This is a genomic window from Kamptonema formosum PCC 6407 (assembly GCF_000332155.1).
GTDB lineage: Bacteria > Cyanobacteriota > Cyanobacteriia > Cyanobacteriales > Microcoleaceae > Kamptonema > Kamptonema formosum.
In genome coordinates this window covers 316,462-330,009 of sequence record NZ_KB235904.1, presented here as the reverse complement: position 1 = coordinate 330,009, position 13,548 = coordinate 316,462, and the positions used below count along the sequence as shown (strand labels likewise).

The 13,548-nt window shown below is 44.6% G+C and carries 11 protein-coding genes; 8 read left to right on the top strand and 3 right to left on the bottom strand.

All coding sequences use genetic code 11. The annotated features are described in order from the left end of the window. Nucleotides 1–156: 156 nt before the first annotated feature. The 5 genes from nusB to argH all read left to right on the top strand — a co-directional run bounded on the left by nusB (nt 157) and on the right by argH (nt 6,180). The gene (nusB, locus tag OSCIL6407_RS0118375) at nt 157–789 is read left to right on the top strand and encodes a transcription antitermination factor NusB (protein ID WP_007357305.1); all 633 of its coding nucleotides are present in this window, start codon (nt 157–159) and stop codon (nt 787–789) included. A 112-nt stretch (nt 790–901) separates the two neighbouring features. Beyond that, the gene (ftsY, locus tag OSCIL6407_RS0118370; RefSeq protein WP_007357306.1) at nt 902–2,836 is read left to right on the top strand and encodes a signal recognition particle-docking protein FtsY; all 1,935 of its coding nucleotides are present in this window, start codon (nt 902–904) and stop codon (nt 2,834–2,836) included. Between the two features lie 128 nt (nt 2,837–2,964). Continuing rightward, nucleotides 2,965–4,458 (top strand): PP2C family protein-serine/threonine phosphatase, encoded by a 1,494-nt coding sequence (locus tag OSCIL6407_RS0118365; protein ID WP_007357307.1) that lies wholly within the window; start codon nt 2,965–2,967, stop codon nt 4,456–4,458. Beyond that, on the top strand, nt 4,448–4,687 hold the full coding sequence (locus OSCIL6407_RS0118360; protein WP_007357308.1) for a hypothetical protein: 240 nt from the start codon (nt 4,448–4,450) through the stop codon (nt 4,685–4,687). Before OSCIL6407_RS0118365 ends, OSCIL6407_RS0118360 begins: the two co-directional genes overlap by 11 nt. Before the next feature lie 104 nt (nt 4,688–4,791). Continuing rightward, nucleotides 4,792–6,180 (top strand): argininosuccinate lyase, encoded by a 1,389-nt coding sequence (gene argH / locus OSCIL6407_RS0118355; RefSeq protein WP_007357309.1) that lies wholly within the window; start codon nt 4,792–4,794, stop codon nt 6,178–6,180. Here argH and OSCIL6407_RS36285 read toward each other — a convergent pair. Further along, a complete protein-coding gene (locus tag OSCIL6407_RS36285) occupies nt 6,177–6,344 on the bottom strand; it encodes a hypothetical protein (protein ID WP_007357310.1) in 168 nt (55 codons plus the stop codon). The two genes, argH and OSCIL6407_RS36285, sit on opposite strands and share 4 nt — an antisense overlap. A 410-nt stretch (nt 6,345–6,754) precedes the next feature. Here OSCIL6407_RS36285 and bcp point away from each other — a divergent pair, with 410 nt between their 5' ends. From bcp to OSCIL6407_RS0118335, 3 genes are all read left to right on the top strand, one after another. Next, nucleotides 6,755–7,234, top strand: a complete 480-nt coding sequence (bcp, locus tag OSCIL6407_RS0118345) for a thioredoxin-dependent thiol peroxidase (RefSeq protein ID WP_007357311.1) — start codon at nt 6,755–6,757, stop codon at nt 7,232–7,234. 258 nt (nt 7,235–7,492) lie between these two features. Next, complete coding sequence (locus tag OSCIL6407_RS0118340; RefSeq protein ID WP_007357312.1) at nt 7,493–7,948, top strand: NUDIX domain-containing protein; 456 nt, start codon at nt 7,493–7,495, stop codon at nt 7,946–7,948. Nucleotides 7,949–8,106: 158 nt separating this feature from the next. Continuing rightward, nucleotides 8,107–8,928, top strand: a complete 822-nt coding sequence (locus tag OSCIL6407_RS0118335; RefSeq protein ID WP_007357313.1) for an alpha/beta fold hydrolase — start codon at nt 8,107–8,109, stop codon at nt 8,926–8,928. A gap of 201 nt (nt 8,929–9,129) precedes the next feature. Here the strand turns inward: OSCIL6407_RS0118335 and OSCIL6407_RS0118330 are convergent, their stop codons facing one another. Together OSCIL6407_RS0118330 and OSCIL6407_RS0118325 are read right to left on the bottom strand one after the other, a co-directional pair. After that, complete coding sequence (locus OSCIL6407_RS0118330) at nt 9,130–10,407, bottom strand: sensor histidine kinase (protein WP_007355730.1); 1,278 nt, start codon at nt 10,405–10,407, stop codon at nt 9,130–9,132. A gap of 15 nt (nt 10,408–10,422) precedes the next feature. After that, on the bottom strand, nt 10,423–13,464 hold the full coding sequence (locus OSCIL6407_RS0118325) for a hybrid sensor histidine kinase/response regulator (protein ID WP_007355729.1): 3,042 nt from the start codon (nt 13,462–13,464) through the stop codon (nt 10,423–10,425). Between the last annotated feature and the right edge of the window lie 84 nt (nt 13,465–13,548).

The window sequence follows — 13,548 nt, the reverse complement described above, 5'->3', positions numbered from 1 at the left end:
TCTACACAAACAAAGTCCGCCTACGCGGACTTAAAGAATTAAAGAGGATATTAAGCCAGATTTGGTAGACACCGTAAGGGTGCGTAAGTCCTGTTTTACTAACAACCAACAACCAACAAATAACCACTAACCACTAACAACTAACCACTAACTAATATGAAAAAAGCCCGCGAAACGGCGCGTGAAGTGGCACTTCTTGGTATTAGCCAACTACCCGCAAATCCAGAACGCTTAGAAGCGCAACAATTACAAGATGTGGTATTAGCGGCTGTCCGCACCCTGGCGGGGGAAGTCCAAGATGCGATCGAAACAGCCGCCGCCGAAGTGCAACGGGGTAGCGATCGCCTCCTGGCCAGTGAAATCCGTGCCCCTGACTTGCAGACTGCCAGGACAATGGTACACGAAGCCATAGAACTGACCCAAACGGCCATTAATCGCTTAGGTATAGCCCTAGAATTGCCAGAAACAATCCATCTAGCCAACCAAGAGGATGTTCGCATCTATGCCTTAAAGATCCTGGGTACAGTAAGCGCTAACCGCCCTGCAATTGATGAATTGCTGAGTGCGGCGCTGGTAGATTGGCAAATAGATCGCTTACCTCGAATTGACAGAGATATCATGCGGATCGCTGTGGCTGAAATCATGTTTCTCGACCTTCCCGAACAGGTAGGGATTAACGAAGCTATAGAATTGGCTAAACGCTACAGCGGTGATGAGGGATACCGGTTCATTAATGGAGTGCTGCGGCGGGCTGTGGAGAAAATTAAGCCAGAATCGAGCTTAGCTTAGAATAGCTGGAGGCGATCGGTAATTAGGAATTGGTAATTGGTAATGATAAGGGTAAAGTGTGAAGTGTAAAGCGTGTCTTTATATTTTATCCCTCATCATTCCCCCTTTCACTATGGTTTTTAATTGGTTTCGCCGCCAGTATAGCGATCGCCCCGACGACTCCCAAAACGACGAGGCTAAATCCGCTGAACCGGAAACTGATTCTACGGAATCAACGCCTCCAGAGGAAGAACAGCCTGAAGCCGTTGCTGAAGACTACCTAAGTTGGGCTAAAGCCGCCTATAAAAATATTCAGCAGCAAAAAGGACTGGCTGAAACCGCAGAAGTCTCGCCCCCAGCAGTTACGGAACCACTTGAGGTAGAAACCGCTGCGGAGGTTTCGCAGGTAGAGGAATCAGCTACACCTGAGATCGCGCCGCCAGAAATCACTGAACCTGTTGTTGAGATTCCCCAAATTGAGGAATCAGCCACACCAGAAGTTACGCCGCCAGAAATTACTGAATCTGTTGCTGAGACTCCCCAAATTGAGGAATCAGCTACACCAGAAGTTACACCGCCAGAAATTACTGAACCTGTTGCTGAGACTCCCCAAATTGAGGAATCAGCTACACCAGAAGTTACGCCGCCAGAAATTACTGAATCTGTTGCTGAACTAGAAATTGCTACACAAACTTTACAGATTTCTATAGCGGAAACACCTGCTGAACAAACAGAATTAATTCATCCAGTAGAAGAAGTAACAACAGCAAAAACACCAGAAATAGAAGCAGAAACCTCTGCACCACCGCTAGCGATTTCGCCAGAAACTCCAGGCGAAGCAACAATTTCTGCATCAGAAACTCCACCCTCAGAAACAACGACTGCCGAACCCTTACCATTTTGGGCAAGGGCCCAAGCTGAACGAGAAGCGCGGATCGAACGATTAAAAGAAACGGCAATTGAAGAACCAGAAGAAACGATCGCTGCTATTAATTCAACAGCAGCCGAACCTTCGACAGTTATTGATGAAGAATTTCCAGTTGATTTCGATGAGGGTTTCGTGTGGTCAGCAGAAATTTTAGCTTCTCAAGGTCGCCGTCCCGATCAAATTTCTTTTGAAGAAATTACTTGGCTACAAAAATTGCGGCAAGGGTTAGAGAGAACCCGCCGTAGTTTGATTAACCAGCTTAAAGCCATAGTTGGCCAAGGCCCCCTCAATCAAGATGCAGTGATCGAAATTGAGTCACTGCTATTGCAAGCAGATGTCGGAGTTGAGGCTACAGATATTATTGTTAATGCTTTGCAGCAAAAACTGCGAGAGGAAGTGTTACCTCCCGAACAAGCGATCGCTTATCTTAAAAAACTTTTACGCGAACTCCTCGATAAGCCTTGCCAAGAAAGCGCTTCTGGAAATCCTGCCTACAGCTTAACTTTTGCGCCAGAAAAAGATACCCTCAATATCTGGCTGATAGTTGGGGTTAATGGAGCTGGTAAAACTACAACTATTGGTAAAATAGCCCACCTTGCTCAGAAATCAGACTACCGAACCTTAATAGCGGCCGCTGATACTTTTCGGGCCGCCGCAGTAGAACAAGTGAAAGTGTGGGGAGCCCGTAGCGATGTAGAAGTGATTGCCAATCCTGGGAAAAATACTGACCCCGCTGCTGTAGTATTTGATGCGATCGCCGCTGCTCAATCACGAAATACAGAACTCTTAATTGTTGACACCGCCGGTCGCCTCCAAAACAAGAAAAATTTGATGGACGAACTTAGCAAAATCCGTCGCATTATAGACAAAAAAGCTCCCGGTGCTGTCGTAGAATCTCTATTAGTTTTGGATGCAACCTTGGGGCAAAATGGTTTGCGACAGGCTGAAGTTTTCTCAGAGGCAGCACAACTTAGTGGAGTAGTCTTGACAAAACTCGATGGAACTGCTAAAGGTGGTGTGGCACTGGCTGTAGTACAGCAGCTAGGTCTACCAATCCGGTTTATTGGTGTCGGGGAAAGCATCGAAGACCTCCGCCCTTTTTCTAGTTATGAGTTTGTAGAAGCGCTACTGAGTGGTTAACTGTTAACTGTTAACTGTTAATAGCTAAAGTTAATAGCAATTAGCAATTAGCAATTAGCAATTAGCAATTAGCAATTAGCAATTAATCCCAAGTTCAATTAAGCCTGTTACTAATAAATCCCAACCCGATGACTGCTGTGCCTTTGCCAAGACCATCACCTCAACCGGCTGACCGCTCTCCCGGTCGTAATCCTTCAGAAGTAACGCCAGTTTTCGCACTTAAAGAACTGGTGGCGCGACTGCATCGGGAACAGCATAATATTCAAGATATGTTGAGTTCCTTGGGATTTGCCCTTCGTAGTTTTAACAATCTCAATCAATTCTTAGAGTTAATTCCTTTAGTCGCCACTCGCGTTACTGATGCTGACGGTGGAGCTCTGGTACTTTTTAAGCCAAATGGTCAAGTTAGGTTCCAGCAGTTGCACTGTCAGGAAGGTCGCCAGTGTCAAGATATGCGGAAAGCTCTGGAGATAGCAACTCGCGAAGTTGTGGCTGAGATGGGAAACCCTTTAGAGGCTTTTCCTGAAACTTTTCTGCAAACTTCTACTGCAAGTCTTGACGATCAAGTAAGCCGCTATTTGGGCGAGGATGTTCACTTGTTTGGAGCTCCTATTCTGGTGAAGAATTCCGAACGCGGTCGCCTCTATGTTTTTAGCCACGATCCCGAATATGTTTGGACTCCAAGTCGGCAGAAATTAGTCAGATTAGTAGCCGATCAAACAGCAGTTGCGATCGCAAATGACGAACTTACTGTTAAGTTACAAGAAAAAGAACGTTTAGACAGAGAATTAGAAATTGGAGCCGAAATTCAACTGCGGTTGCTTCCTCGACAATGCCCGAAGATTCCCGGCGTTGATGTGGCCGCTCGTTGCGAAACTGCTAGCCGAGTTGGGGGAGATTACTATGATTTTATTCCCGCTGATTATGACCCGCTTTTGAAATCCCGTGAAGGAGAATATCCTTCCTCCCTGCTACAAAATCTCAAATCTAAAATTGAAAAAGGTCGCTGGAGTATTGTGATTGGCGATGTCATGGGGAAAGGCGTACCTGCGGGTTTAATTATGACGATGACGCGGGGGATGCTACGAGCTGAAGTTTTAAACCGCCACTCGCCTTCTAGAATTCTCCAACATTTAAACCGGGTGATGTACGCGGATTTGGATAATTCCCACCGATTTGTGACTTTGTTTTATTCTGAGTACGATCCTAAAACGCGGATTCTATCTTACAGTAATGCGGCTCACAACCCACCTTTGCTCTGGCAGTCGGCAACAAATTCTCTTAAACGGCTAGATACTTTAGGAATGCTGATCGGTTTGGATGCAGATTCGCACTATTTTGAGGCGCAAGTGCAATTATCTCCGGGAGATACTATTATTTATTACACTGATGGTTTTACTGATGCTGCTAACCAAAGGGGCGATCGGTTTGATGAGGAAAACTTAAGTGCGGCTTTTCAGTGGGCTTGTCATAATTATCAAGAGTCCCAAGCTATTTTAGATTACTTGTTCGATCGAGTTCAGCAGTTTATTGGTCTGGGAAACCGCAATGGGGATGACATGACGCTTGTTGTAATGCGAGTAAAACTTTCTGCTTCAGGGGAAAATACAAATGATTCTTAATACCGTGCCGGAAATTACTAACCATTTCTTCAGTCTGACTGATGCGAATGATAGTCTACTTTTGTTACTTTGGAATTCGCTTTTTGATGGGACAGTGTTGTTAGGTCAAACCTATGACATTTTTGGTGATATCCAGAAAGCCTGGAGTAACTTCCTTTCAAGTGGTCAAGCTGCGGCTTTTATAATTGGTCTCTTTGTGGGATGGTTCATTAAGGGTATTATGCCTTAGATTTGTTAACAGTTAACAGTTAACAGTTAACGGTTAATGGCAGAGTTCAAGTATTCTAATGCAATCGGCAATGTAGGACACTTGACACTTGATACTTGACACCTATGACAACTGACCCTAAAACTTGGAGCCAAAGGTTTGAATCGGCGTTGCACCCTGCGATCGCACGTTTCAATGCCAGTATTAGTTTTGACATTGAACTGATCGAATATGACATCACTGGTTCTGTAGCTCATGCAACAATGTTGGCTAAAACTGGGATAATTTCTGCGGCGGAAGGCGAACAACTGGTTGCTGGTTTGGAACAGATTCGCCTGGAATATCAGCAAGGCTTTTTTAAGCCGGGAGTTGAGGCGGAAGATGTCCACTTTGCTGTCGAAAAGCGACTAACGGAAATTACTGGGGATGTGGGCAAAAAGTTGCACACGGCGCGATCGCGCAATGACCAAGTGGGTACTGATACCCGCCTTTACCTGCGGGCAGAAATTGCCAAAATTCGCCACCAATTGAGGGAATTTCAATATGTTTTACTCAGCATCGCTGAGCAGAATGTAGAAACCTTGATTCCTGGTTACACTCACCTACAACGCGCTCAGCCTTTGAGTTTAGCTCATCATCTGTTAGCTTACTTTGAAATGGCAGACCGGGATTGGGAACGTCTGGGTGATGTGAGTAAGAGGGTGAATATTTCGCCTTTGGGTTCCGGGGCGCTGGCAGGAACTACTTTTCCCATTGACCGACATTTTACGGCGGAACTCTTGCAATTTGAAGGAGTTTATGCTAATAGCTTGGATGGAGTGAGCGATCGCGACTTTGCGATCGAATTTCTGGCAGCGGCCAGCTTGATCATGGTACATCTGAGTCGTTTAGCAGAAGAAATCATCCTCTGGTCAACTCAGGAATTTGGATTTATCACGCTCAAAGATAGCTGTGCTACGGGTTCCAGCATCATGCCCCAAAAGAAAAATCCCGATGTGCCCGAACTGGTGCGGGGAAAAACCGGGCGCGTCTTTGGTCACTTGCAAGGTATGCTAGTGCTAATGAAAGGTTTACCCTTGGCCTACAACAAAGATTTGCAAGACGATAAAGAAGCCTTGTTTGATAGCGTAAAAACCGTCAAAGCTTGCTTAGAAGCAATGGCGGTACTGATGAGCGAAGGAATTGTATTTAATGGCGATCGCCTAGCCGCTGCTGTGGCGGAAGACTTTTCCAACGCCACAGACGTAGCAGACTATCTAGCAGCACGGGGCGTACCTTTCCGGGAAGCGTACAACCTCGTAGGCAAAGTTGTCAAAACCTGCATCGTGGGGGGCAAACTCCTCAAAGATTTAAGCATTGAGGAGTGGAAAGGGTTGCACCCTCAGTTTGAGTCAGATATATACGATGCGATCGCTCCCCGGCAAGTAGTTGCAGCTCGTAATAGTTACGGCGGAACCGGATTCGAGCAAGTCAGAAAAGCAATTGCCGCAGCCCACGAGCGCCTTGGCCATTAGGTTTCAGCAGCCGCCATGTCGTTTTGTTGCCTCCCGCCATCAGACGACCGCTGGCCGCCTCTGCCGCCAGAGTAAAAAGGCGTAGTTTTACGTTTGCGAAACTTGCGTGCGTAAGCTTGATTCCGTAGGGCTTTCTCTTTCTTTAGATTGCGGCGTTTAGCCATGCTGACCTCAATAATAAACAACAAAACGGCTGCATATTTTTAAGCAGCCGCGGAGCCTCTCCGAGACTCATTCTGCCACCTGTGGGCATTAGAGCTACTCATATATCGAGTAGTTACCGTTCTATGAAACTTACTCAAATCTACCTATAGTAGATTTAACGTTCATTTCCTGCTTCTACCAAGGGAGTCGGCTCCAACTTGTCCACAGGCGTAACTTCAGACCGAACTGGTCTTACTAATTCTGATTGAAGTGCTGAATTTATGGCACCCCCAGAATTGCGTGAATTATTACTTTACTAGAACGCGGTATCCCGCGTTAAGCTAGTTTGTTTACAGATACTTCACAAATAGATCATAGCAGGCTCCAGGCAGCCGCGAAAAACCAATTGCCCTCTTGACAAAATTAACAGATGACCCTTAACCCTGGAGATTTAGCTCCTGACTTCAGCTTACCCGACGCTCAAGGCAACCAAATCAGCCTCGCAGATTTGCGAGGAGTGCGAGTTGTGCTGTATTTTTACCCTCGCGATAACACTCCCGGCTGTACTAAAGAAGCTTGCGGCTTCCGCAATATATACTCCGAGTTCCAGTCTCGGAATATCGCTGTATTCGGTGTCAGCACCGACGATGCCAAATCCCACGCTAAATTTGTGAACAAATATCAACTACCTTTTCCCTTGCTGTGCGATGAGGGGGGTAAAGTCGCTACCGCTTACGGTTGCTATGGGCTCAAGAAATTTATGGGCAAAGAATATGTGGGCATCACCCGGATGACTTATGCGATCGCTCCAGATGGTAGGATTGAAAAAATCTACCGCAAAGTCAAACCAGAATCCCATGCAGAGGAAGTTTTAGCCGACTTTTTAGCAGTCTTAAGTCCTGAGTCGTGACTGGTGGATAAGACTCAAAAGCTAAATGGAAGGAATTAGAATCTTAAATTTAACTAATGATACATAAATTAAACTAGAGCTTACGCAAAACTATCCCTAACACCGCCATCTTGATAGTTTCTTTTCTGTACCCGTTGGCGGCCATACTGTAAGGGTGCGTAAGTTCTATAATCATCAAGTTTCGATAGTTGTAAGTCAATCTCAAAAAATCTTCTTCCTACTTCCTTCTTCCCTCTTCCTTCTTCCTTCTTCCTTCTTATGCGTCGATTGTGGCAGATTGGACAAACGGTATTGGGCCTGATCTTTCGTCACCCCATCACCGGCACTAGCGTTATCCCTTTATTGCCAGACGGTAGAATAGTCTTAATTCGCCGCCGTGATAATGGTTTATGGGCATTGCCGGGGGGAATGGTAGACTGGGGCGAAGATATTCTCACCTCCGTCCGCCGCGAATTAGCCGAGGAAACAGGCTTAGAATTAGTGAAGATTCGCCGTTTAGTGGGCGTATACTCTGCTCCCGATCGCGATCCGAGAATTCATTCTATTTGTGTAGTGGTGGAAGCGGAAGTGCAAGGTAATATGCAAGCCTACGATACCCTTGAGGTTAGCGAGGTTCAAGCTTTCTTTCCGGCTTCGTTGCCAGAGGGTAAGCTCAGCCATGACCACAGCCAGCAGTTACAAGACTATTTTAATGGTCTGACGACTCTGGCTTAAGCTAGAAAGAAGTTAATAAGAATCTAGGCCTATGCAAGATCGGGTGTATCAATTTAGGTGTGGGTAAGATTCCCCTTTGGCGTACAATCTTCTTTGAGGTTTGAGTTCGCTCTGTTATGACAATTATCAAATTTTTTACGCCTCAACATTGAACAAGGATGTATTTATCGCTCCGTAATTCCCGCGTAAAGCTCTCTGTTGGGCAAATCTTCTGGCGTGAAATCGGCTCTGGTGCTGATGTGGTATTCTTGCATGGCTCGTTGCATGACAGTGCTCAATGGCTACCCGTGATTGAACGTTTAGGTGCCGATTACCATTGTTTTGCACCCGATTTGCTGGGTTTTGGTGAGTCTGAGCCGGCGGCTCGCAAGATTCACTATTCGATTGAGTTAGAGGTTGAGTGTTTGGCTGAGTATTTGGAGACTTTGAAACTGCGGCAGTTTTATTTAGTTGCTCATTCTCTGGGAGGCTGGATTGCGGCGAGTTATGCGTTGAAGTATTCGGATCGAGTTTTGGGTTTGGTACTTTTGGCACCAGAGGGGTTGAAGGTAGGATCTTTAAAGCAGCGCTGGTTGTGGGCGAGGTGGTTGTGGGTGCTGCCGACTGCTGGTTTAGGGGTATTGCGATCGCTCTCTCCTGTGGCTAGAATTTTGGGCGTTCAAAAAAAACTTGAGGGATTGATCCAACTGAAGCAAGGTTTATCTAAGTCGCCTGCGGCTGCTAAGCTTTTGTTCGATCGCAGACAGGTAGAAATTCAAGGAGAGTTATTGGACGATCGCGCCTGTTGGCTGAAGATACCTATGTTGATTTTACAAGGGTCGGAAGATAAGGCAGTAAGTTTGTCACTGAGCCAATCCTACGCTGGGCTAGCTCCTAAAGCCGAAATGCAAGTTGTTAGTGGCGGGGGGAGCAATTTGCCGCAGGAAGTACCGGAGGCGATCGCTCAACACATTCGCAAGTTTATCAGTCAATATTATTGAATTGTTGTTTGTTAATTGCTAATTGCTAATTGCTAATTGCTAATTGCTAATTGCTAATTGCTAATTGCTAATTGCTAATTACTAATTGCTAATTACTAATTGCTAATTGCTAATTGCTAATCCCTCCTACTTACCTTCCCCATCTTCCCCATCTTCCCCCTCCCCCTAGCCCCTAGCCCCTAGCCCCTAGCCCCTAACCGCCTATACCATTTTAAGTGGTAAGGTGATAACAAACTCTGTTCCTGCTCCTAGTGAAGAATTGACACCGATCGATCCATGATGCTTATCAACTATAATTTGATGGGCAATCGCCAACCCTAACCCCGTGCCTTTCCCAACTCCTTTGGTAGTAAATAAGCGATCGAAAATCCTTTTCTTTACCTCCTCAGTCATCCCCTTACCATTATCTTGAATCCGAATAACTACTTGTTGTTGCGGTGATAATTCGGTTTTGATAATAATATGGTTACTCCGAGCTTGAATCTCGGCATAAGTAAGCCCTTGATTGCCTTCATCGATCGCATCGATCGCATTGGCTAACAAATTTATAAACACCTGATTAAGTTGACCCGGAAAACATTTAATTTCTGGCAGATTGCCATACTTTGCAATCACTTTAATTTCAGGACGATAATTGTTAGCTTTAAGGCGATGGCGTAAAATCATCACCGTGCTATCGATGCCATCGTGAATATTAAAATCTTGCTTAACATCGCTATCAGCGCGAGAGAAAATGCGGAGACTCTTACTGATAGTCGTGATGCGCTCCCCTCCATCTTTCATCGCGCCAATCAGTTTTGGTAAATCTTCGCGAAGATAATCTAAGTCGATCTCTTTGAGTTTAGCTTCAATTTCTGCACCAGGCTGGGGAAATTTCTCAGCATAGAGATCGATAATTTCTAACAAGTCATTAATGTAATCTTCAGCAGCATTGACATTGCCAACAATGCAACCGAGAGGATTGTTAATTTCGTGGGCAACCCCAGCCACCAACTCCCCCAGTGCCGAGAGTTTCTCCTGTTGCACCAGTTGCACTTGAGCCTGTTCCAGAGCTTGGGTTCGCTCGGAAACTTGCCGTTCCAAAGAGTCAGTAAGCTGCTTCAATCGCCAATGAACTTTGATCCGAGCTAACACTTCCGATGCTTCAAAGGGTTTGGTAATGTAATCAACAGCGCCTAAAGATAAGCCTTTGACTTTCTTTTCGGTATCCGCTAGGGATGTCATAAAAATGATGGGAATCCCTTGGGTAGTAGGGTTAGCTTGCAGGCGGCGACAGGTTTCAAAACCATCCATGTTCGGCATTTCAATATCTAGCAGGATTAATTCGGGATGGTGGCGCTCTACCTGTGCCAGAGCATCTTCGCCATCTGTAGCCATGCGTACTTTATACTGGGCAGCTTTCAAGGCTTGAGATAGCACAGATAGATTAGTTGTATTATCATCCACAATCAAGATAAAAGGTTGGGTAGGCTGAGCCATAATTTCTCTAAGGTTTCAAGGCAAATAGTGTTGGATCAATGCCCGCAGTTGTCGGATTTCGCAAGCATCGGCAAGGCGGATCAGTTGTCCGGCAAAAGCAGCCGTATTACCCTGTTGAATTTGTTGTGCTACTTCAATAATACCGTCTAGTTCGCCATCTTGTGCAAGTTCAAAGAGTTGGTTTAAGATTTCTATGGCTGGTGGCTGAATTTCATCGGTTGCTAACTCAGAATTCTCGTTCTCGCTATTATTTGTGTCGTAAATCCACTCTAATTGCAGGTGGCTTTGAAGGATCTCGAGCAAAGTTTCAGCTTGCACGGGTTTGGGCAAGAAATCATTGCCTCCTGCCTTCAGGCTATTATGGCGATCGATCTCAAATACGCTGGCAGAAGAGACGATCGCAATCTGGTTTTGTAATTGGGGATGGGAACGGAGTTGACGCAAAAATTCAAACCCATCCATTATAGGCATACTTAAGTCGGTAATAGTTAAATCGGGTAAGGTTTTCAGCGCCTGTTCGATGCCTTCGATCCCGTTGGCAGCTTCAATGACTTCAAAGCCGATGGGTTCTAACAGATTGACTATAACCGATCGATTTTCCCAGCGATCGTCTATAACTAATATGCGCCGCTTCTCACCGGCATAACTAACTATCTTCCCTTCCGGGACTAATCGAGAAGTGCTTGCCCAATCTTCAGCTTCAGGTAATTCTACTTCAAAGGAAAAGGTGCTACCTTCACCAGGAATACTATCGACAGTAATTTCACTCCCCATTAGCGCCACAATTTTATGACTAATTGCTAATCCCAATCCCGTACCTTCGGCTTGCTTTTTAGTATCGCCGACTTGTTCAAAGGGCAGAAAGATTTTTTCGACTTGCTCTGAAGTCATACCGGTTCCGGTATCTGCAATTTGAAAGCGAATTTTTTGACCGATAGGTTCAACTTTAAAAGTAACACTACCTTTGTCGGTGAATTTGATCGCATTACCCAATAGATTAATTAAAACCTGACGCAAACGTTTTTCATCAGCATAAACTCCGATAGGTAGCTGGGAATTAGCTTGGTAATCAAAGGTAATGCCTTTTTGTTCGGCCCGGATGCGATTGATTTCGATAACATTTTGTAGAAATGAGGGTAAGTGCAAAGGTGCCGGATACAAATCTAGTTTGCGGGCTTCGATTTTGGAGAGGTCTAAAATATCGTTAATTAAGGTTAGTAAATGAGAGCCGCATTGGTAGATAATATCGATGCCTTTGTGTCCTTTTTCGCTGAGAGGTTCGCTGCGCTGCAAGATTTGGGCATAGCCAAGAATACCATTAAGCGGCGTTCGCAATTCATGACTCATGTTAGCAAGAAATTCGCTTTTGGCATTGTTTGCCGCATCTGCAAATTCTTTAGCCTGCTGAATCTCCACATTGACTTGCTGAATTTCTTGAAATTTATCTTGGAGAGCACCTGCCATGACTTGGAAGTTACTGGAGAGGGTGTTAATTTCAGTAATTGGACTACCAGGAATTTGCAGGGATTGTTGTTCTGTGAGTTTATCTGGCAAATTGCTAGTGAGATTGGCAAGTTCTAGTAAAGGCTTAACCAGACTGCTGCTGATGGTTTTGGCTAGGAGGGGTGATAGAATGGCAAGCACCATCAAAATAGCGAAGCTTTTGGTATAAATTCGATCGAGCGCTAGTAGATGGGAAGCATTAGCTTCTTCGATCGCTATTATCCAAGGTAGGTCGCCACCAATAGGACTATTTTGTACGTAAAATGATTTTCTCCAACGCACAACCTTAGAGGTTTTAGATAGGTTCGGTATCCAAATATGAGTATTTTGATTAAGCTGGCGAATTTCACCATTCCCATCTCGATCGAAGATTTCTCCTAGCTTTAATTCGCTGCGATTGCTGGCAATAATTCGATTTTGCCGATCCAACAGACTCACAGACTTGATTAATTCAGTTTGACTATTAAGCAACCTTTTTTTCAAAGTATTGATATCAATTTCTGCTAAGACTTGCCCCACAAGTTGCTCGCTCTGAAAAATCGGTACTGTCTGAATAATTGTCGGTAAATTGGATACCGTTACTACCTCAGAAAGCATCGGCTGTTTTGCTGTTAATAAAGTCTGAAACGGCAAAAAATCAAGCTTGGCTGCTTTTTGATTAATGTTTTGAACGGCAGTTGAATTTAGAATGTTTCCCTCTGTATCTGTAGTGTAGAGATTGCGAAACTCTGGTATTGTTTCTTGAACAATTTTTATTTTTTCCTGCATTCCCGCCTCGTCCAACAAATCCCTCTCCTGCTCGCGCGAGGCCAAGGCTTGTAGTTTAACCAAGCTTTGCTGATGCCAGTCTAGAAGATTTTTACTGGCATTTTGTCTAACATCTTCCAAATTAGCTAAAACACTTTTTTGTTCTGTTAAAGTTGCATCCTGACAGTTCCAAATGGTCAGTAACATTGCTGGTAATAAGACAAAAGCCACTAACAAGTTGAGGAGAGTTTGTTCAAAGGCATGAGTCCTGCTATTCTTGACACGCAGCCATTTAGTAATAGGTGTATGAGTCAAAATTAGACTGGCAATTAGAGCGTTACAAATTTGGTTAATTGGATTTTTGAACGAAATCAATAAAACACTTTGAAAGGGAATTTTCCCGATAACGCCATAGAGTAACCAAAACAGAGGAAATCCCATGATTCCCCAAAAAACTACATCGACTAATAATAAATTGTTACTGCGCCGTTTCAGTCCCCATCCAACAACAATCGCTTCTAGGGTGAATAGAATAAATCCATAGGGATGATTCCAGATCGAGATTGTATAGGCGCTGGAAATCATGGCGGCTATAGTTCCCCAACCTAAGCCATATAATCCGACAACTAGCATGACAAAAATACTGCCAAATAGCCAGTCTAGATGAAAGATAATGGGAAATCCGAAATAGTTACCCATGTATCCTGCAACTAGCAGGGATACCAAGATAAGTATCGATCTTAAGCGATATTGGAACTGCTTTTCTCTCGCAGGTAATTTCTCTAATTCTAGCGTATTTGCTGTCATACTTTACTCCTTTAGTTTAAAATTCAACCCGGTAGTCTATACTTCGATTCATTTTTCCAGCTTGTTTGGGACAGAGATCGGCTA

Coding starts and splice junctions, on each gene's coding strand:
- nusB (WP_007357305.1), top strand. CDS start 157: ATGAAAAAAGCCCGCGAAACGGCGCGTGAAGTGGCACTTCTTGGTATT.
- ftsY (WP_007357306.1), top strand. CDS start 902: ATGGTTTTTAATTGGTTTCGCCGCCAGTATAGCGATCGCCCCGACGAC.
- OSCIL6407_RS0118365 (WP_007357307.1), top strand. CDS start 2,965: ATGACTGCTGTGCCTTTGCCAAGACCATCACCTCAACCGGCTGACCGC.
- OSCIL6407_RS0118360 (WP_007357308.1), top strand. CDS start 4,448: ATGATTCTTAATACCGTGCCGGAAATTACTAACCATTTCTTCAGTCTG.
- argH (WP_007357309.1), top strand. CDS start 4,792: ATGACAACTGACCCTAAAACTTGGAGCCAAAGGTTTGAATCGGCGTTG.
- OSCIL6407_RS36285 (WP_007357310.1), bottom strand. CDS start 6,344: ATGGCTAAACGCCGCAATCTAAAGAAAGAGAAAGCCCTACGGAATCAA.
- bcp (WP_007357311.1), top strand. CDS start 6,755: ATGACCCTTAACCCTGGAGATTTAGCTCCTGACTTCAGCTTACCCGAC.
- OSCIL6407_RS0118340 (WP_007357312.1), top strand. CDS start 7,493: ATGCGTCGATTGTGGCAGATTGGACAAACGGTATTGGGCCTGATCTTT.
- OSCIL6407_RS0118335 (WP_007357313.1), top strand. CDS start 8,107: ATGTATTTATCGCTCCGTAATTCCCGCGTAAAGCTCTCTGTTGGGCAA.
- OSCIL6407_RS0118330 (WP_007355730.1), bottom strand. CDS start 10,407: ATGGCTCAGCCTACCCAACCTTTTATCTTGATTGTGGATGATAATACA.
- OSCIL6407_RS0118325 (WP_007355729.1), bottom strand. CDS start 13,464: ATGACAGCAAATACGCTAGAATTAGAGAAATTACCTGCGAGAGAAAAG.